Annotated in this window: 16 protein-coding genes; 6 read left to right on the forward strand and 10 right to left on the reverse strand. The window is 72.3% G+C overall.

All coding sequences use genetic code 11. The annotated features are described in order from the left end of the window. Positions 1-36 precede the first annotated feature (36 nt). Complete coding sequence (locus GTW67_RS25175; RefSeq protein WP_161167081.1) at positions 37-819, reverse strand: hypothetical protein; 783 nt, start codon at positions 817-819, stop codon at positions 37-39. A gap of 192 nt (positions 820-1,011) precedes the next feature. Then, positions 1,012-2,523, reverse strand: a complete 1,512-nt coding sequence (locus tag GTW67_RS25180; protein ID WP_161167082.1) for a CehA/McbA family metallohydrolase — start codon at positions 2,521-2,523, stop codon at positions 1,012-1,014. A gap of 197 nt (positions 2,524-2,720) precedes the next feature. On the opposite strand from GTW67_RS25180, the gene GTW67_RS25185 reads away from it, so the two are divergent. Further along, on the forward strand, positions 2,721-5,324 hold the full coding sequence (locus GTW67_RS25185) for a bifunctional FO biosynthesis protein CofGH (protein ID WP_161163133.1): 2,604 nt from the start codon (positions 2,721-2,723) through the stop codon (positions 5,322-5,324). Positions 5,325-5,444: 120 nt separating this feature from the next. Next, positions 5,445-6,005, forward strand: a complete 561-nt coding sequence (locus GTW67_RS25190) for a hypothetical protein (RefSeq protein WP_161163132.1) — start codon at positions 5,445-5,447, stop codon at positions 6,003-6,005. A 7-nt stretch (positions 6,006-6,012) separates the two neighbouring features. Here GTW67_RS25190 and GTW67_RS25195 read toward each other — a convergent pair whose 3' ends face one another. Beyond that, on the reverse strand, positions 6,013-6,531 hold the full coding sequence (locus tag GTW67_RS25195) for a DUF2165 domain-containing protein (protein WP_161163131.1): 519 nt from the start codon (positions 6,529-6,531) through the stop codon (positions 6,013-6,015). 202 nt (positions 6,532-6,733) lie between these two features. On the opposite strand from GTW67_RS25195, the gene GTW67_RS25200 reads away from it, so the two are divergent. Beyond that, positions 6,734-7,852: an ADP-ribosylglycohydrolase family protein gene (locus tag GTW67_RS25200; RefSeq protein ID WP_161163130.1), complete on the forward strand. Its 1,119-nt coding sequence runs from the start codon at positions 6,734-6,736 to the stop codon at positions 7,850-7,852. A gap of 51 nt (positions 7,853-7,903) precedes the next feature. Here GTW67_RS25200 and GTW67_RS25205 read toward each other — a convergent pair whose 3' ends face one another. From GTW67_RS25205 to GTW67_RS25215, 3 genes are all read right to left on the reverse strand, one after another. Beyond that, positions 7,904-9,481, reverse strand: coding sequence for a sodium:solute symporter family protein (locus GTW67_RS25205; RefSeq protein WP_161163129.1), 1,578 nt, complete (start codon positions 9,479-9,481; stop codon positions 7,904-7,906). Positions 9,482-9,746: 265 nt separating this feature from the next. Beyond that, positions 9,747-11,501, reverse strand: coding sequence for a DUF8823 domain-containing protein (locus GTW67_RS25210; protein WP_237518613.1), 1,755 nt, complete (start codon positions 11,499-11,501; stop codon positions 9,747-9,749). 414 nt (positions 11,502-11,915) lie between these two features. Further along, positions 11,916-14,312: a D-alanyl-D-alanine carboxypeptidase family protein gene (locus GTW67_RS25215; protein WP_202436720.1), complete on the reverse strand. Its 2,397-nt coding sequence runs from the start codon at positions 14,310-14,312 to the stop codon at positions 11,916-11,918. A gap of 177 nt (positions 14,313-14,489) precedes the next feature. Between GTW67_RS25215 and GTW67_RS25220 the strand changes: the two genes are divergently transcribed. From GTW67_RS25220 to GTW67_RS25230, 3 genes are all read left to right on the forward strand, one after another. Then, a complete protein-coding gene (locus tag GTW67_RS25220; protein ID WP_161163128.1) occupies positions 14,490-15,248 on the forward strand; it encodes a GOLPH3/VPS74 family protein in 759 nt (252 codons plus the stop codon). A gap of 331 nt (positions 15,249-15,579) precedes the next feature. Next, complete coding sequence (relB, locus tag GTW67_RS25225) at positions 15,580-16,437, forward strand: type II toxin-antitoxin system RelB family anti-toxin (protein WP_161163127.1); 858 nt, start codon at positions 15,580-15,582, stop codon at positions 16,435-16,437. 171 nt (positions 16,438-16,608) lie between these two features. Then, on the forward strand, positions 16,609-16,800 hold the full coding sequence (locus tag GTW67_RS25230) for a DUF397 domain-containing protein (protein WP_161163126.1): 192 nt from the start codon (positions 16,609-16,611) through the stop codon (positions 16,798-16,800). Positions 16,801-16,896: 96 nt separating this feature from the next. Here the strand turns inward: GTW67_RS25230 and GTW67_RS25235 are convergent, their stop codons facing one another. The 4 genes from GTW67_RS25235 to GTW67_RS25250 form a co-directional block, all read right to left on the reverse strand. Further along, positions 16,897-17,775, reverse strand: coding sequence for a MerR family transcriptional regulator (locus tag GTW67_RS25235; RefSeq protein WP_524539734.1), 879 nt, complete (start codon positions 17,773-17,775; stop codon positions 16,897-16,899). 91 nt (positions 17,776-17,866) lie between these two features. Beyond that, positions 17,867-18,388, reverse strand: a complete 522-nt coding sequence (locus GTW67_RS25240; protein WP_161163124.1) for a glutathione peroxidase — start codon at positions 18,386-18,388, stop codon at positions 17,867-17,869. A 28-nt stretch (positions 18,389-18,416) separates the two neighbouring features. Then, positions 18,417-18,755 (reverse strand): hypothetical protein, encoded by a 339-nt coding sequence (locus tag GTW67_RS25245; protein WP_161163123.1) that lies wholly within the window; start codon positions 18,753-18,755, stop codon positions 18,417-18,419. A gap of 120 nt (positions 18,756-18,875) precedes the next feature. Beyond that, on the reverse strand, positions 18,876-19,028 hold the full coding sequence (locus GTW67_RS25250) for a hypothetical protein (RefSeq protein ID WP_161163122.1): 153 nt from the start codon (positions 19,026-19,028) through the stop codon (positions 18,876-18,878). Between the last annotated feature and the right edge of the window lie 129 nt (positions 19,029-19,157).

Consider the following 19,157-nt stretch of genomic DNA (forward strand, 5'->3'; position numbering starts at 1 on the left):
CGGCGGCCCGCCCGCTGGGCAGGGACGGCGAAGCCGTCAGACGCCCGCGCCGGTGCCACGGCGGCGGCGCACCACGAAGCCCAGGCCCGCCAGACCGGCCGCGGTCAACGTGGCCCCGCCCGCCAGCAGGACGGTGTCCGGGCCCGCGGTGCTCTCCGCGCCCGCCGCCACCCCGCCGGCCGGGACGACCCTGGTCTGGCCGGTGCCGGTGCCGGTGCCGGTGCCGGTGGCACTGGTGGTGCGCTGCGGGGTTCCCGGGGCGGCGTCCGTGCCCGGGTCGGCGTCCGTACCCGATCCGGCGCCCTTGCCGGAGCCGGCCCCCTCCTCCGTACCGGTCCCCTCGTCCGTACCGGCCCCCGTGCCCGCGCCCGGCTCGTCGCCCGGCTCCGCGACCGCACCCCCGTCGTCCGCACCGTCGTCCTCGCCCGTGCCGGCGCAGCCGTCGGGGAGCGTCGGGAAGGGCGTGGTGCGCCAAGGGGCGGGGTCGCCCTGGCTGCGGTCGAGGAGGAGCGGCGTGGCGGTGTCCGCGTCCTTGATCTTGAGGCCGTTGACGGTGTCCTCGGGGTGGGCGCGGTCGACGGTGGCCACGGTCTTGCCGGTGTCGTCCTTGAGGGCGGCCGTGGGTCCGTCGAGGCTGTTGGTCAGGTCCACGGTCCAGCCGCCGAAGCTGGCGCCGATCGTCTTCGTCACCGTGCAGTCCGACGACCCGGCGCCGCCGGTGGCGTAGGCGACGGCGGGTGCGCACAGTGCGCCGGCCAGTGCGGCGGTGGCGACGGCGGCACGCAGGACGAGGCGGTGGTGCGAGCGCGAAGCAGACATGGTGATCCCCCCAGGGATGACACGAGCGTGGGTGGTGCGAGCGGGAGAAGCGGCCCGTGCTGCCTTTCCGTTCCGGCGTCCGGTTCGGCCCCCGGCAGCGGGCGATGCGCCAAGTGTGCTGCCGGATTGACCTTGATCAATGAACGAACTGTCACCGCGCCGTAACAGGGAAACGGGAGCCGCGACGAGGGCCTAACGCCGTCCCAGGAACACCGGGTTGGTGAATGCCGCCAGTGCCCCCGGCAGGGGGCCCGCCGCTGCCTCGTGGCGGAGTTCCGCGCGGACGTATGCCGCGTACGACGCCGTCGTGTGCCACTCCACCGTGCCCGTGCCCGAGACCGGCAGCGGGGCGCTGGTGAACAGCACGCCCTGGTCCGTGACGAAGCGGACCGTGCAGCGCGGGGCGCCCGTCACCGACAGGCGGACGGTGACCGGGGTGTCCGGGGCGACGGGGAGCCGTTCGCCGATGCCGGCGTGTTCGCCGCGGCCGCCCGACGCCGTGAAGGTGAGGGTGAGTTTCGCCGACTCGGCGACGTACGACCGGCCCGCCCGGATGCCGTCCTGGATCGCCTCCCGGGTCAGGTCGTCGGCGAGGACGACGGTCTGCGGGAGCCCGATGGTGTCCGGGTCCCGGTGGGCGTCGCTGCTGCCCATCGCCGGGATCCAGCCGCGGCCCTCGCGCACCGAGGCGACCAGCATGCCGTCCCAGTCGGCGAGCGCCACCTCGTCGTCGGGCGTGTAGGGCCCGTTCCACACCTCGACCGCGTCGGCCTCCCCGAAGCCGAACTTCCAGTTGCAGCCGATGCAGGTGGCGTGCGGGTGGGCCGGCACGACCAGGCCGCCGGCGCGGCGGATCTGGCGGGCGAAACGGCCGAAGCGGTTGTCGCGGGCCCGGTAGCGCCAGTCGACGAAGGTGCCGGGGTCGGTGCCGAGGGCGACCACGTGTCCGTTGCGCGTGGTGACCTCCTCGCCCAGCATGATCAGCAGGTCGTCGCCGGCGAGGTCGGCCCAGTGCGCGTGCGCGGAGTGCGTGTTGTGCTCGGAGGAGTTGATGAAGTCCAGCCCCGCCGCCCGCGCCAGCGCCGCGATCTCGGCGAGGGTGCGGCGGCCGTCGGAGTGCACGGAGTGCAGGTGGCAGTCGCCCCGGTACCAGGCGCGGCCCCGCCCCTTGGCGCGGGCCGGCGGATACACCGGCCGGGGCGTGTCGCCGGGCTCCCCGTACGTCAGCGTGATCGTCAGCTCGTACGACAGGCCCTGCGGCGCGACCGTGTAGGGGCCGAGCGCGATGTGCCAGGTGCCCGCCCGCACTGGGCCCGGGAGGTAGCCGGGCGTGGCGTCGTCGGCGCGGACGAAGAACTCCGTGCGCGCCCCGCCCGACCAGCCTCGGAAGCCCCGGCCGCCCAGCTCGGTGCCGCGCTCGTCGAAGACGCCGATGTCGAGGGCGTTGCCCTGCGTCCCGGCGGGGACGGCGGGCCGGTCGTAGGTGTAGGAGACCCGCAGTTCGCGTACGCCCGGCGGCACTTCCACCGGGACGTACACGAAGTCGGGCGAGCCGGGCGGGAGGGTGCCGCGTACGGTTCTGGTCCGTGGGGCCGGGCCGCCCGCTGCCGAAGCGAAGCTCACGGTCCCCAACGTAAGCGCGGCGGCGGCTCCCGTCACGAACACCGCGCGTCTGCCGATCCCGGCGTGGTCGTCCTCGCACATGCTGCTGCTCCCCAGGTGTCGTCGCTGACAGGGCATGGGTGGTGCAGGGGTGGTGCGTGCAACCCTCGTATTGAGCCGTGAACTCCGGTGCAAGGAAAGGGGTGTGACGGATGGAGGGCCGGAAACCGCCCGGTGGGCCGCCGGACGCGCCCCCCGTGGCATCCCCGTCCTGATCACGCCGCTCGTATGCTCGAAGGATGACGACTTCCGCGACCTCCGGAACCGGCCCCGCCGACCCCACCGGCCCCACCGAGAACGCCATGCGTCGCGCCCTCAAACGTGCCCGGGACGGTGTGGCCCTCGACGTCTCCGAGGCCGCGGTGCTGCTCCAGGCCCGCGGCGCGCACCTCGACGACCTCACCGCGTCCGCCGCCCGGGTCCGGGACGCGGGCCTGGAGGCCGCCGGGCGCGCCGGCGTCATCACGTACTCGAAGAGCGTCTTCATCCCGCTGACCCGGCTCTGCCGCGACAAGTGCCACTACTGCACCTTCGTCACCGTCCCCGGCAAGCTGCGCCGGGCCGGGCACGGGATGTTCATGTCGCCGGACGAGGTGCTGGACATCGCCCGCAAGGGCGCCGCCCTCGGCTGCAAGGAAGCGCTGATCACCCTCGGTGACAAGCCCGAGGACCGCTGGCCGGAGGCCAGGGAGTGGTTGGACGCGCACGGCTACGACGACACGATCGCGTACGTCCGCGCGATCTCGATCCGCATCCTGGAGGAGACGGGACTGCTCCCGCACCTCAACCCGGGCGTCATGTCCTGGACGGACTTCCAGCGCCTCAAGCCGGTCGCGCCCTCGATGGGCATGATGCTGGAGACCACCGCGACCCGCCTGTGGTCCGAGCCCGGCGGGCCGCACCACGGCTCCCCGGACAAGGAGCCCGCCGTCCGCCTGCGCGTCCTTGAGGACGCCGGCCGCTCCTCCGTGCCCTTCACGTCCGGCATCCTCATCGGCATCGGCGAGACCTACGAAGAGCGCGCGGAGTCCCTGTTCGCGCTGCGCAAGGTCTCCCGCGCCTACCACGGCGTGCAGGAGCTGATCATCCAGAACTTCCGCGCCAAGCCGGACACCGCGATGCGCGGCATGCCCGACGCGGAGCTGGACGAGCTGGTCGCCACGGTCGCCGTCGCCCGGCACATCATGGGTCCCTCCGCCTGCCTCCAGGCCCCGCCGAACCTGGTGGACGCCGAGTACGAGCGGCTGATCGGCGCCGGCATCGACGACTGGGGCGGCGTCTCCCCGCTCACCATCGACCACGTCAACCCCGAGCGCCCCTGGCCGCAGATCGAGGAGCTGGCCGCCAAGTCCCGCACGGCCGGCTTCGAGCTGCGCGAACGCCTCTGCGTCTACCCGGAGTTCGTCCGGCGCGGCGAGCCCTGGCTGGACCCGCGCCTGCGCCCGCACGTGGCCGCGCTCGCCGACCCGGACACCGGACTCGCCCGCGCGGACGCCACGGTGGAGGGGCGGCCGTGGCAGGAGCCGGACGAGGTCTTCGAGGCGTCCGGCCGCACCGACCTGCACCGCACCATCGACACCGACGGCCGCACCTCCGACCGCCGCGACGACTTCGACGAGGTGTACGGCGACTGGGGCGCCCTGCGCGAGGCGGCCGCGCCCGGCATGGCCCCCGAGCGCATCGACACCGACGTACGCGCCGCGCTGGCCACGGCCGCCGACGACCCCACGAAGCTCACGGACGACGAGGCCCTCGCCCTCCTGCACGCCGACGGCCCGGCGCTGGACGCGCTGTGCCAAGTCGCCGACGACGTGCGTAAGTCGGTGGCCGGCGACGACGTGACGTACATCGTGACGCGGAACATCAACTTCACCAACGTCTGCTACACCGGCTGCCGTTTCTGCGCCTTCGCGCAGCGCCGCACGGACGCCGACGCCTACACCCTCTCCCTGGACCAGGTCGCCGACCGCGCCCAGCAGGCGTGGGAGGTCGGCGCGGTCGAGGTCTGCATGCAGGGCGGCATCCACCCGGACCTGCCGGGCACGGCGTACTTCGACATCGCGAAGGCGGTCAAGGCCCGCGTCCCGGGCATGCACGTGCACGCCTTCTCGCCGATGGAGGTCGTCAACGGCGCCACCCGCACCGGCATGTCGATCCGCGAGTGGCTGAGCGCGGCCAAGGAGGCGGGCCTCGACTCCATCCCGGGCACGGCGGCGGAGATCCTGGACGACGAGGTCCGCTGGATCCTGACCAAGGGCAAGCTGCCGACGGCCACCTGGATCGAGGTGATCGAGACGGCCCACGAACTGGGGCTCAGGTCGAGCTCCACGATGATGTACGGGCACGTCGACCAGCCCCGCCACTGGCTCGGCCACCTGCGCACCCTCGCCGGCATCCAGCAGCGCACGGGCGGCTTCACGGAGTTCGTGACGCTGCCGTTCATCCACACCAACGCGCCGGTCTACCTGGCGGGCATCGCGCGGCCCGGCCCCACGATGCGGGACAACCGCGCGGTCACCGCGATGGCCCGGCTCCTCCTGCACCCGCACATCCCCAACATCCAGACGAGCTGGGTGAAACTGGGCACCGAGGGCGCGGCGGAGATGCTCCGCTCCGGCGCGAACGACCTGGGCGGCACGCTCATGGAGGAGACGATCTCCCGCATGGCGGGCTCCTCCTACGGCTCGTACAAGTCGGTCAAGGACCTGATCGCGGTCGCGGACGCGGCGGGCCGCCCGGCGAAGCCCCGCACCACGCTGTACGGCGAGGTCCCCGAGGAGCGGCAGCGGGCGGCGACGGCCTCGGACGGGCACCTTCCGGAGCTGCTGCCGGTGCTGGACTGAGCGCTGCCGGACCGATCGCCGCCGGACCGATCGCCGCCGGACCGAGGTACGGGCCGCTCACAGTACGATGATCGGACCCCCGGTGTGTCGGGGTTCTCGTAGCTGAGGAGATGCGTGCCCGTGCCTGCCCGACTTCCCTCGTGGGCCTGGGTCTCCGGTCTGACCGTGGGAGCGATAGCCGGGGTCGTCGTCCTGACCGTGCAGGCGGACCGGGGCCCGCACCCCACCGCCGCCGTGTCCCGGCAGCCGAACCCGTCGGCCTCGGCGGAGGCGTCCCCCGCGCCCAAGGCGCCGACCCCGGTCCCGGACGGCTCCGGCACCGGGCGGCGCGTCGTCTACTCCCTCGGCGAGAAGCGGGTCTGGCTGGTCGACGCGAGCGACGCCTCCCGCCGGACGTTCACCGTGTGGCCCGGCACCGTCAGCCCCGACCCCGGCGCCTACACGGTCGGCACCCGCACCGAGGGGGCCACGACCGGCTCCGACGGCGTGCGGATCGAGCAGATCGTCTACTTCGCCCTCCAGGACGGCGTCTCGGTCGCTTTCTCCCACGCGGTCGACGGCTCCTCGCCGCCGCCGCCCGCCGAGGGGGCGAAGACCGGCGGCATCCGGCTGCACGAGGCCGACGGCGAGGCCGTCTGGACGTTCGCGACGGCCGGCACGAAGGTCACGGTCGTCCCGTAGGGGCCCGTCAGGGCCGTCCCGTGGTGGCGGCCCGTTCCCGCGGCAGGTGCGTGACGATCAGCACGACGCCGCTGAGCAGGAAGATCCGCGTCGCCGCGTCCAGGCCGTTCCAGGTGTCCGACTGCCACATCGCGAACCACTCCCCGCCGATGCCGATGAAACCGGCACCGAAGAGCAGCATCACCATCAGCAACCCGGCGGTGGAGAGCCTTCGTGCCCGCGCGTGGTCCCGCCGGAACCCGAACCAGGTGCCGGCGACGAGCACGAGCGCGGCCACCGTCTCCCAGACGATGATCGCCACGTACGCGGCGTTCTGTAAGCCCTCGCTCGTGACGGCCCGCCACATCAGGTCGTCGTCCTTGAACGTGGTGTCCATGGCGAGCACGTGCTGGACGAACGCCTGGTTCGTCCCGAAGTCGGTGATGTTCCCGAAGGCGACGAGGGCCATGTAGAGGGCGACGGTGCCGGTGAGCACGGTCGCCGCCAGGGGAAGGGCCCGCGAGGCGGTGGTGGTCGTGGTGGTCATGCCCACCTCATTCCCCACGAGCCCGGCGCTCACCCGGCGGGCAGCTCCGCCGTACGTGGGTGTCGTCACCCGGCACGACCCACGACTGTCCCCATCTGACCGCTCAGGCCATGCTTTCGCCCCATTCCGCACCCTGAACCGACCGTCCTCGTTCGATTACAGTGCTCGCGTCGTACGTAGGGGCGATGCCTCGGGAGGTCAGGTGGGCGCGACGGGCGGAGCCGCCGTGTGGGGTCGTGCCGAGCAGCAAAACTTCCGCAGCCGGGTGCGCGGAACCCTGCTGGGCGTGGCCGTCGGGGACGCCTTCGGTGCGCCCCTCGACGGCATGGACCCCGACGCCGTCCGCGAGGCGCACGGGCCCGAGGGCCCGGCCGACCTCACCCCCGCCTACGGGCGGCGCGGTGCCGTCACCCACCTCACGCAGCTCACCCTGTTCTCCGTCGACGGGCTGATCCGCGCCCAGGTACGGCGCGACACCGGGGCCTGGCATCCGCCGACCGATCTGCACCGGGCGTACCGGCGCTGGTCCGCGACCCAGCGGGACTGGGGGCCGGACGAGCGGCGCAAGGACGACGGCTGGCTGGCCCGCGAGGAGTGGCTGTACGCCCGCCGGGACCCCACGCGCGCCCTGCTGCTCGGGCTCGGCGACGACACGATGGGCACCCCCGAGGCGCCCAAGAACCCCGGTGAGCGCGGGCCCGAGGCGGCCGCCCGGTCGGCGCCCTTCGGGCTGCTGGTCGGCTGGGAGCCGCAACTGGTCGCCCAGCTCGCCGTGGAGTGCGCGGCGCAGACCCACGGCCACCCCACCGGGAGCCTCGCGGCGGGCGCGTACGCCGTGGTCGTGCACGGGCTGGCGCGGGGGGAGAGCCTGGACCCGGCGGTGCAGCGGGCACTCGCGCTGCTCGCCGTCCGGCCCGGGCACGAGCCGGTGTCGGAGGCGTTGCAGCACGCGCTCGGCGCGGTACGGCAGGGGCTGCCGACGCGCGCGCGGGTGGCCGAGCTGGCCGGCGGGGGCACCGCGGAGGGGCTGGTCGCCGCCGCCGTGTACTGCGCGCTCGTCGCCGAGGACGTACGGCACGGGCTGCGGCTGGCCGGGGGCCACGGCGGGCCCTCCGCCGCGACCGGCGCCCTGGCGGGCGGGCTGCTCGGTGCCCTGCACGGCGAGACGGCCCTGCCGCCGGCCTGGCTGGCCGAGCTGGAGGGCCGTCCGACGATCCTGGAACTGGCCGACGACTTCGCCATGGAGATGACCCAGGGCCCCGCCCTGCACGGACCGGCCGGGTCGTCCCCGGGCTGGCTGGCGCGCTACCCCAGGGCGTGAGGGCCGGTCTCAGTCGCGTGAGGGCCGGCCTCAGTCGCGTGAAGGCCGGCCTCAGTCCTTCGCCGGGGCCCGCCCCACCGCGTCGGCCGGCGCTCCGGCGGGCGCCGGGACGGCCGCCGCCGCCCCGGAGGCGTCGTCGTCCGTGTTGACCCGCTCGATGATCGCGAGCCGTTCCGGGGTGTCCTCCGGCTTCAGGTAACCGATGAGGACGTAGAGGACGAGGGAGACCGCCAGCGGGACGGACACCTGGTACTCCAGCGGCACCCCGCCCTCGACGTTCCAGTTGACCGGGTAGTTGACCAGCCAGAAGGCGAGCAGACCGACCGCCCAGCTGGTGAGCGCGGCCGTCGGTCCCGAGCGGCGGAAGGGCCGCAGCAGGCCCAGCATCATCGGGATCGCGATCGGGCCCATCAGACCGGCCACCCACTTGATGACGACGGTGATGATGTCCTTGAACGTCGGCGAGTCGACCTGCGTGGCCACCGCCATGGACAGGGCGAGGAAGACCACCGTCGTCACCCGCGCCGCGACCAGCCCGGACCGCTCGCCCCAGGCCCGTGCCCGCGCCGACACGACCGGGGCCACGTCACGGGTGAACACGGCCGCGATGGCGTTGGCGTCCGACGAGCACATGGCCATGGTGTGCGAGAAGAAGCCGACGACGACCAGGCCGAGCAGCCCGTGCGGCAGGAGCTGCTCGGTCATCAGGCCGTAGGAGTCGGAGCCGTCCGGCTTCTGCGACTCCACCAGCAGCGGCGACATCCACATCGGGAAGAACAGCACCACCGGCCAGACCAGCCACAGCACCGCCGACAGCCGCGCCGACCGCGTCGCCTCGCGGGCGTTGCTCGTGGCCATGTAACGCTGGGCCTGGTTGAGCATGCCGCCGTTGTACTCGAAGAGCTTGATGAAGAGGAACGCGAGCAGGAACACCGTGCCGTAGGGGCCGACCAGCGGCTTGCCGTGGCCCTGGAGGGCGGGCTCGTCCCAGACACCGAAGAAGCCGCCGTGGTCGCCGAGTTTCATGACGACGGCCACGAACATCGCGACGCCGGCCAGCAGTTGGATGACGAACTGGCCGAGCTCGGTCAGCGCGTCCGCCCACAGGCCGCCGATCGTGCAGTAGATGCCCGTGATGACGCCGGTGATCAGGATGCCCTGGTTGAGGGTGATGCCGGTGAAGACGGACAGCAGCGTGGCGATGGCCGCCCACTTCGCGGCCACGTCCACGATCTTCAGCAGCATCCCGGACCAGGCCAGGGCCTGCTGGGTGGGCAGGTTGTAGCGGTTCTTCAGGTACTCCAGCGGGGAGGCCACGTGGAGCCGTGAGCGCAGCCGGTTGATGCGCGGCGCGAACAGCCGGGACCCGATGGCGATGCCGAGGGCGATGGGGAAGGACCAGGTGACGAAGGACGTGACGCCGTAGGTGTAGGCGATGCCCGCGTACCCGGTGAACATCACCGCGCTGTAGCCCGACATGTGGTGGGAGATGCCGGACAGCCACCAGGGCATCTTGCCGCCGGCCGTGAAGAAGTCGCTGACGTTGTCCACGCGTTTGTGCGACCAGACGCCGATCGCCACCATCACGGCGAAGTAGCCGATCAGCACGGACCAGTCGAGACCGTTCATGTGCCCCCTTCCGGGGTCCGCCTTGTGAACTCCGCTCAGCAGGCTGACACTTCGCAAGAGCGGGTGAGGGCGAGGCGCGCGGCGAAGTGCCCGCTCATCGTGGTTGTGTCGGCGCGGGCACGACAAGAAAGTGACAGGTCAAGAGAGGGTAAAGAAGTTCGTCTTGCTGATCTGCGTTCACAGGTATGAACAACCGTGGGCGTCCGGGAAACACGTCGGCCGGGACCCCGCATCGGGATCCCGGCCGTCCGCCCAGCTCGGGTGGCTACTCCGGCGCGAACTTCAGCTCGTCCCCGAGCTGCTCCGCGAGCCGGTCCTTGAGCTCGTCCTTCATCTCGTCCGGGCAGGGCGTGCCGCGCGAGAACCCGTACGGCGCCGACAGCCGGTACGTGCCCGCCTTCGGCGCGACCAGCACCGTCCACGTGTCGCCCTCGACGGTCTCCTCCGTCTCCGTCAGGCAGCCGTTGACGTTCTCGAACGTCTTCGGCGAGCCCTCGGGCCGGTCCTCGGAGGCCTCCGTCTCCTGCGGCGGCTTGAGCTTCTTGCCCTCGGCGTCGACGAGGCTCAGCCACGGCGAGTACGGCATCCGGACCAGCACGGGCCCCGGCCGCCGCACGTCGATGACCCACTCGTCCTGCTCGGCCCGCTGGACGACCGCGTCCGGCTCCGCCAGCGGCGCCGGGTCGGTCACCTGGAAGAGCTGCCAGTTGGCGTCCCCCCAGACCTGCTTCAGATACGGCAGCCCCCGCTGGAGCAGCTCCCGCTCGCGCTTGCCGCCGTCGCCGTCCGGCTCGTCCTTGGGCAGCACCACGTAGTGCACGGCCCAGCGCTGAAGCCACTCGTGGTAGTTCGCCGAGTTCAGCGTGTCGTCGTAGAAGATCGGGTTGCGTTCCATGTCGGCCTGGCGGGTCCAGCCGCGGGCCAGGTTCACGTACGGGGCGAGCGCCGAGGCCTCCCGGTGGGAGCGCGCCGGCACCGCCTCCACGCGGCCCTTCTCGGCGCCGACCTCCTGGAGCTCGTTCAGCAGCGGCGCCAGCTCGCGCGCCCAGGAGGCGGCCGGCTGGGTGTGGACGGCGTCGTCGGCCGACTTGAAGCCGATCCAGCCGACGAACCCGGCGAGCGCCACCATGAGCGCGTACCACTTGCGCGAACGCCGCACCGTGAACGGCATCGCCGCCACCAGCGCCGTCCCGGCGAAGAGCATCGGCAGACGCGTGATGTTGGAGCCGATCTGGGAGCTGATCGCCCAGACCAGGAGCACCGCCAGCCCGTAGACCGCCGACGTGATCCGCACCGTCGTCCAGGTACGCGGCACCAGCCAGAACACGAAGCCCGCGTACAGCAGCGGCAGCACGGTCGAGCCGAAGCCCATGGGCTGGGTGCCGGAGAACGGGAACAGCCAGGCCGACAGCGCGACCACCACGGCCGGCGCCAGACCCAGCGCCCAGGCGCCCGGGCGGCGCTTCTGGAGGAACAGCGCCACCGCCACCAGGCCCACGAACAGGCCCGACACCGGAGAGGACATCGTGGACAGCGCGGCCAGCGGCGCCGCGCACAGCGCCTTCGCCCAGCGTTCGTGGCGCCAGCGGTGCGGCCAGCAGAACACCGTGGCCACCGCGCCCAGCGCGAACATCGTGCCCAGCGCGAACGTCACGCGCCCCGACACCGCGTTGCCCAGCAGCCCGAACAGGCCCGCGAACGTCGCCCACAGCGGGTTGCGGACCACCCGGCTGCGGATCAGGACCAGCGTCAGCAGCCCGGCCGACAGCGTCCCCGCGATCATCAGCGTGGTCCGCACACCGAGCAACGACATCAGATACGGCGACACCACGCTGTACGACACCGGGTGCATGCCGCCGTACCAGGCGAGGTTGTACGCCGAGGCCGGGTGCCGGCCGACGAACTCCGCCCACGCGTCCTGCGCCGCGAGGTCGCCGCCACTGTTCGCGAAGGTGAAGAACCACACGATGTGGAGGACCCCGGCGAGGGCGGTGACGGACAGCACGGGGTGCCGCAGCATGCGCTCGCGCACGGCCAGGAAGGCGCGCTTCGCCGCGGACGGCGCCTCCGGGTCGGCGCCGGCCCGCTCAGTGTCGTTGCTGTCCACGCTCGCTCCGCTGTCCCCGCCGTCCTTGCGGGGTGCAGGTACGCGTGGTCGCGGGCCCGTCCCCTGGCCCGGATCGGCGTCGTCGGCGCGTGTCGGCTCCGCAGTGGCCACCTGAAGGCACTCCCCGTGTCCCGTCTTCTGCTTGCGGCCGCGTCCGTCCCGTACGATTCACAGCCGCGTTCCCGCGACCCGGCGACCTGCCCCGTTTCGTGACGCTAGCACGCACCTGTGGGCCCTGGCTCCCTCGCCCACGACGGTGCCCCGCGCCCCTGCGGCTCTGCCTGCCCGCGGGGACGCGGGGCACCGTGTCGCGGTCCGGCCCGGCGGTCAGCCGATCCGGGTCAGCTTGTCCGTGAAGGCCGGTTCGACCAGGTCCTGCTGGAGCGCGACGGGCACCTTCACCGCGCCGCTGACCCCGCCGTCGCCCACGGTGAGCGTGCCCACCTTGGTGCCGGCCTTCGCGGTGTGCGGCACCTGGTCCGCCTCGAAGGTCAGCTTCACGGTCAGGCCCGCCCAGCCGACGGCCTTGACGTCCTGCGTGGCCACGACCGGCGTGCGATTGCCGAGGCCGTCGTCCACGTACCCGACGACGGAGCCCTTCTTCAGGAGCGTCGACGACTCCAGGGTGTCCTGCGCGGCCCGGATCAGCTTGTCGCCGGAGTCCAGCGCGGCCGCGAGGATCCCCTGGTCCGCGGTCGCCGGCTGGCGCACCACGGCCCCGACGATGGTCCGGGTCTCGCCGCCGATCTCCTTCTTCGCCGCGAAGACGAGGTTGCCGAGCGCGGAGGTGGTGGTGCCGGTCTTGATGCCGACGACGTCGTTGTGACCGACCAGCTGGTTCCAGTTGCCGTGGTTCTCGCCCTTGTAGTCGTCGTACGACATCATCGCGGCGACCTCGCGGAACGCGGGCTGCTTCATGGCCTCCTTGGCCAGCTTCACCTGGTCCACGGCCGTGCTCACCGTCGTGTTGTTCAGGCCCGACGGGTCGGTGTACGTCGTGTTGGTCATGCCGAGGTCCTTCGCGGCGGCGTTCATCTTCTCCACGAACGCCTTCTCCGACCCCGCGTCCCAGCGGGCCAGCAGCCGCGCCACATTGTTCGCGGACGCGATGAGGATGCTCTCCAGGGCCTCCCGCTGGGAGATCGAGTCGCCCGCCGTGACGTTGACGGTCGACTCCTGGCCCGCCTGCGACTGGTCCTCGGCGGCCTGGTCGATCTTGATCTTCGGGCCGTCGGTGCCGCTCTTGAGCGGGTGGTCGCGCAGGATGACGTACGCGGTCATGACCTTGGCGACGCTCGCGATCGGCACGGGCTTCTGCTCGCCGGACGACCCGAACGAACCGATGCCCTGCACGTCGAGCGCGGCCTGGCCCTTGTCGGGCCACGGGATCTCGGGCTTGCCGCCCTCGAAGGTGAAGCTCTCCTGCGCCGTGAGGTCGAGCGTCGGCTCGGGCAGCGGGCGCATCGCCTGCACCACGCCGAAGACGATCACCAGCAGGATGACCAGCGGGGTCCAGATCTTGACCCGGCGCACGGTCGTCCGCAGCGGGGTCTCCGGGGGCGGCGGGGTGTTCGTCAGCTCCGCCAGCAGGTCCAGCGGCGGCTTCGGCGGCAGCGGCTGCTGCGTGGTCCGCTCGGGCCCGACCTGCGGCACGGCCGCGGTGGCCCCGGCGGCGGCGCGGGGCGCCTCGGCGCCGGGCCTCTCGGGCTGACCGGACCGCGGGGGCTTGCGGGTGGTGGGGTCGTCCGGGTGCCGCAGGGCGACGAACTTGCTGGTGCGCTCGGCCTCGGCCTCGGGCTTGTCGGCGCCCTTCTCGGCCTTCTCGTCCGTCTTTCCGGCGTCGCCCAGCTTCAGCATGGTCGTCGGCTGGTCGACGGAGGGCTTGGCGGGCGGCCGTACGGCCTTGAAGACGGCGGTGGGCTGATCGACGGCACCCTTGCCGGTCCCGGCGTCCTCGTCCGCGCCGGATTCCGGTTCGGCGTCGGCAGGGTCGTCGGCGGGGGCGGCGTCGGTGCGCTCGTCCTCGGGCTCCTCGGGGGCGTCCTCGGGCCCGTCGGAGGCCGCGTCGGCGTCCTTGGCGGGCTTCTCGGCGTCCTGCGCGGGCTTCTCGGGGGACGCGGCGTCCTCCGGTTCGTCCGCGGCCTCGTGCCGGGCGTTGGCGGCGGCCCGCTCGTCGGCGGTCGCGACCCACGCGGCCACGGCGTCACGCAGCCGGCCGTCACCGGACGTCTCGGTCGAGCTGTCCGCGCCGTCCGCCTTGGCGTCGGCGTCGGTCTCGTCCTCAGCGGTCTCGGCGTCGGCAGCGTCGGCCTCAGCCTCGGCCTCGGCGGTGTCGTCCGCCACGGCCTCGGGTTCGGCGTCGGCCCCGGCGTCCGCCTCAGCTCCGGCCTCGGGCTCGGCGTCCGTGTCGGCCGCCTTCCCGGCGTCGCCCTCGGGCGTGCTCTCCGCCTCGCCCTCACCGTCGGCCGACGCCTCCGGCGTCTCCGTTTCGGTCTCCGTCTCGCGGACCGACAGCACCCGGGTGGCCGTGTCCACACCCCCACGGGACGTCGCGGACGCCGACGCCGCGGCGTCCCGCGCCACCGCCAGCCGCGGATCACGCGTCTCGCTCGCCTCGGTCCTGGCTTCGGGAACCGGACCCGCGCTCCCCGACGTCGGTTCTTCCGACGACTCGCGCTGCTTCGACCTGTCGGGGGACTCGCCCGCCACCGATGCCTCCTCCATGCGCCGCACGTCCTGTGTGCGCTACCGAACCATGTACCAGTGTCCTGTGTACGGGTAGAACCCACGCGGTAGACGAGAACGACATACCTACTGGTTCCACTACGAACCGGTCACGCACCCTCGACAGACCAATGTGAGAGGGGTCACCCTGTCTGTCATCCACGCGGGGAGGCATGGATGGGCAGGAGCCGCAGAACACTTCCGGAGGAGCTTCTGCTGCTGGCGCTGGACCCGACCACGGGTACCACCGCACAGCCGCAGTCGCTCGACCTCGGTCTGGCCGGAGCACAGCTGGTGGAGCTGGCGCTGGCCGGACGGATAGCCCCAGACGGGGATCGTATCGCCGTGGTGGCCCCACGGCCGACTGGAGATCCAACACTGGACTGCGCGTTGGAGCTGCTGCGAAGGCGTGGCGCTCCCGTACGGGCGGTCAACTGGATTGGCGGACCCCGCCTGGGGCTGCGCCAGACCTACCTTTCGCATCTGGAGCGCTGCGGCATGGTGCATGCCGTGGAGGGCCAGATGTGCGGGGTGCTGCCGACGACTCGCTACCAGGCGACGGACACGGCGATCAGCCGGGAGATCAAGGCCCGGCTGGACTCGGCGATCCGCACCGGCGTACCGCCGGACCCGCGGACCGCGGCGCTCGCCGCGCTGGCCCACGCGGTCGGACTCGGCAAGCACCTCTACCCGGGCAACGAAGGACGCTCGTCGCGGTCCCGCCTGCGGGACCTCATCCGGCACGACCCCATGGGCGGCCTGGTGGCGCACGCGGTGATGGACGTCCAGAACGGTGCGGCGGCCCAGCCGCGCCGCAACCCGGCACCGGCCGGCCGGCAGGCCGCCGGACCGGGGGCGAGGCCCGCCCCGGAACCCGCCCACGGTGTTCCGGCGCAACCACGCCACGGATCCATGGCACGCGCCGTGGTCCACTGAGCCGCACCCAGGCAGCATCCGCAGCACCGCACGCACCCAGGCACCACCGCACGACCGCATCACGTACCGCCGCACCGACAGTCCCCGAGACCCGGTAACGGGAGCCGCGGGTCCGCGCGGGGCGACGGGACCGGCCGCACGTCCGGCACACCCGGACGAGGCCGGACCCGCCGCCCCGCGCGGCCATGTGTGCGGGTGGGTCCCCGAACCGGCGTGTACGCGGCGCATATCGACCGTTTCCCAGCGGTAGAAAGCACCTTGGTGGCAGTCTGCTCAACAGCAGATACGCAAAGTGGCACGTATGAGTCACGCAGCCGGAGGTGCACGTCCCGTGGCGTCCAATGTCAATCCCACCGTCAGGCGGCGTCGGCTGGGCCAGGAGCTGCGCCGGCTCCGCGAGGTCAAGGGCATGACGGCCGAGGAGGTGGCGGAGCGGCTGCTGGTCTCCCAGTCGAAGATCAGCCGCCTGGAGAACGGCCGGCGCAGCATCAGCCAGCGCGACGTACGCGACCTGTGCGGGGTGTACGAGGTCGAGGACCAGCGGATCGTGGACTCGCTGATGCAGATGGCGAAGGACTCGCGCCAGCAGGGCTGGTGGCACGCCTTCGGCGACATCCCGTACAGCGTCTACATCGGCCTGGAGACCGACGCCGAGTCGCTGCGGACGTACGAACCCCAGATCATCACCGGCCTGTTGCAGACCCGCTCGTACGCGGAGGCGCTGATCCAGGGCGCGTTGCCCGAGACGTCGGTCGCCGACATCGAGAAGCGCGTCCAGGTCCGCATAAGGCGTCAGGAGCGCATCTCCGCCGAGACCAACCCGCTGCGCCTGTGGGTGGTCCTCGACGAGGCGTCGCTGCGCCGCGTGGTCGGCGGCAAGCAGGTGATGCGCGAACAGCTGGAGCACGTCGTCGAGATGTCGCAGTCGCCGCACATCACCGTGCAGGTGCTGCCGTTCGACGTCGGGGCGCACCCCGGCATCAACGGCCAGTACTCCATCCTGGAGTTCGCCGACGCCGCCGACTCCAGCGTCGTGTACATCGAGGGAGTCACCAGCGACCTGTACCTGGAGAAGGCGCAGGACGTGCAGAAGTACACGGTGATGTACGAGCATCTGCGCGCCCAGGCGCTGAACGTCGAGCAGTCCCGTCAGCGCATCGAGGACGTGGCGAAGGAGTACGCGCGCTGAGGGCGGCGGGATGCTACACCCCTGGTGCGTCGTTCTGGAAGAGTCGCCTGGAATATGCCATCCGGTCGGGTGAATGGCCGCTCCGATCGGCGAGGTCTGCGAGTAGCGTCGATCACGCCAAAGATCACACGTCATTGGCGTAAACCGCACTCACTCGCCATCGGAGCAGACATGGCAATTCTTCAGGGCGCCACGGAATCTTGGACCAAGTCCTCCTACTCCGGAGGAAACGGCGCGTGCGTCGAGGTCAAGTCGCCCCTCGTGGCCGCGCTCGCCGTCCGCGACTCCAAGGTCCCCGAGGGCCCGGCCCTGGCCTTCCCCGCCGACGCGTGGAACGCCTTCGTGACCTCGGTCAAGGGCTGACCGCTCCCCGCACGGCCCGACCGGCGCCGCCGGCAGAGCCCTCTCGACCAGTTCGCCGACCTTGCCGAGAGGGCCCTGTTCACTCCGGCGGCACGGTCACCTCACCGGGAATGCCACGTCGCACACCGGGTCCTCCGGTCCGGCCGCCTCCCAGTCGGCGAAGTACACCTCACGGCACGGCCCGTCCACCGTCAGACCCTGTTCGGCGATCCACGCCTCCACCGCCTCGAAGGCCGCCAGGATCTGCGGATGGGCCACCTGGGCCTTGGTGATCCGGGTGAAGGCCAGCCGCCGGGCCGGCTCCACCCGCACCCGCGCCTCCCAGCCGCGCCCGTGCCGTTGCACCCACGCCCGTGCCGCCGCCTCGTCGGCGACCGGCACGCACGACTCGGCCGGGCCGTCGCTCTCCATCGACACCTCGGCGTGATAGGCGACGAACGGCGCCGCCGTCACGCCCCCGCAGCCGCGGGCCGCCTCCTCCAGCCGCCCCAGCGAGGCACCGATCCACGCCGGCAGCTCGCCCGCCAGCGTGTGCCGGGTCTCGGTGATCAGCACCTGCCCGGGCACGTCCACCGTCTCCACCGCGAAGTTCTCGTACACCTCGGAACCCTTTCCCGAAAGCCGTGCACGGAGGTATGCGGCGAGCGTGCGCTGCCCGGCGACCCGGGCCTCCACGTCGGCCCAGTAGGCGCCGAGCAGCCCGGCGGCCTCGGGACCGTCGGCCCGCACCACCTCGGCGACCCGGGCCAGCGGCATGTCCAACTGCCGCAGCAGCGCCACGAGCCGGGCGCGTTCCACCTGGCCGGTGCGGTAGTAGCGGTAGCCAGTGGTCTCGTCCACATGGGCCGGCACCAGCAGGCCCAGGCGGTCGTACAACCGCAGGGCCTTCGCCGACAGCCGGGCCCGCGCGGCGAACGCACCGATGGTGAGCAACTCGTCGTCGCGCGCGTCGTCCACGTCGCCATCCTCCGTCACCGGGCGGCCTGTTCCGCCCGGCGACGACGACGCTCGGCCCTGCCCCAAGGGGAAGGTCAACCGCCGGGTGATGGCCGACCGTCCCGTCCGGTCAGCCGGCGAGGCGCTCCTCGACGGCCGCCACGACCTCGGCCGACTCCGGCTCGGTCTGCGGCGAGAAGCGGGCCGCGACCTTGCCGTCCCGCCCGATCAGGAACTTCTCGAAGTTCCAGCGGACGTCCCCGCTGTGCCCCTCGGCGTCGGCGAAGCCGGTCAGCCGGTCGTACAGCGGGTGCCGGCCCTCCCCGTTGACGTCCACCTTCTCGGTCATCGGGAAGGTCACCCCGTACGTCGCCGAGCAGAACTCGGCGATCTCGTCGGCGCTGCCGGGCTCCTGCCCCATGAACTGGTTGCACGGCACGCCGAGCACGGTGAAGCCCCGCTCCGCGTACCGCTCGTGCAGCCGCTCCAGGCCGGAGTACTGCGGGGTCAGCCCGCACTTGGAGGCCACGTTGACCACCAGCACCACCTGGCCGGCGTACCGGGACAGGTCGGCGGTCCCGCCCTGGAGGGCACCGATCTCGACGTCGAGGGGGAGGCTGTCGTTGTCGCGCGCGTTCTCTGAGGTCGTCATGAGCGGATGCTAGCCCCGCCCCCGACGCTCAGTGGCCGTGGCTGTGCCGGGGCCAGTGGGGGCGGTGCGCGGCCGGACGGCGTTCCGTCGTCTCACCCGCGGTGCCGGTGCCGGCCTCCCCGTCCAGCCGGTGCTTCCTGCCGCGGCGACGCGCCAGCATCGTGCCGCCCAGCAGCATCCACATGCCCAGGCCGAAGATCAGGGTCAGGGCGATACCTCCGAGGAACGCCCCGAGGGTGCTGATCGTGAACGGCTGGCTCCCCAGCAGGGTCACCGTGTAGTCCGGCCCGCCGGACAGGTTGTACGCGATCAGCAGGCCCGTGAAGGCGGCGGCGCCCGCCATGAGCAGAAGACCCAACAGCACCATGGTGCTCACCTCGTCGTGTGGTGGGTGTTCTCCGACCGGGTTACCAGAAGACGAGCGGAGCAACGCGCCCCGGCGGACCGATCCCAGGCAAGTCCTGGCGCGCGATGGCGCCAGGTGACGTCAGGTGGCATCGGGTGACGCCATCTGGTGCCACCGGAAGCCTCTCGGGGTGCCGACGTCACCGCCGTCCAGCGCGTGCCGCCCGGCGTTTCCGCAGGTCAGATAGGTCTCATCGCCCCCGCGCCAGAAGAGGTGCCATAAATGCTTGCGCATGGCGCCATGATGGTGCCATGATGACGTCATGGACCTCACCCCGTATGTCGACACCCTCCGCCGCGAACTCGTGGTGGCCGCCGATGCCGGCGGCGACGAAGCCCGCGAGCTGGCCGAGCGGCTCACGGA

The sequence above is a fragment of the Streptomyces sp. SID5910 genome, from assembly GCF_009862125.1.
In the GTDB taxonomy this organism is placed as follows: Bacteria; Actinomycetota; Actinomycetes; order Streptomycetales; family Streptomycetaceae; genus Streptomyces.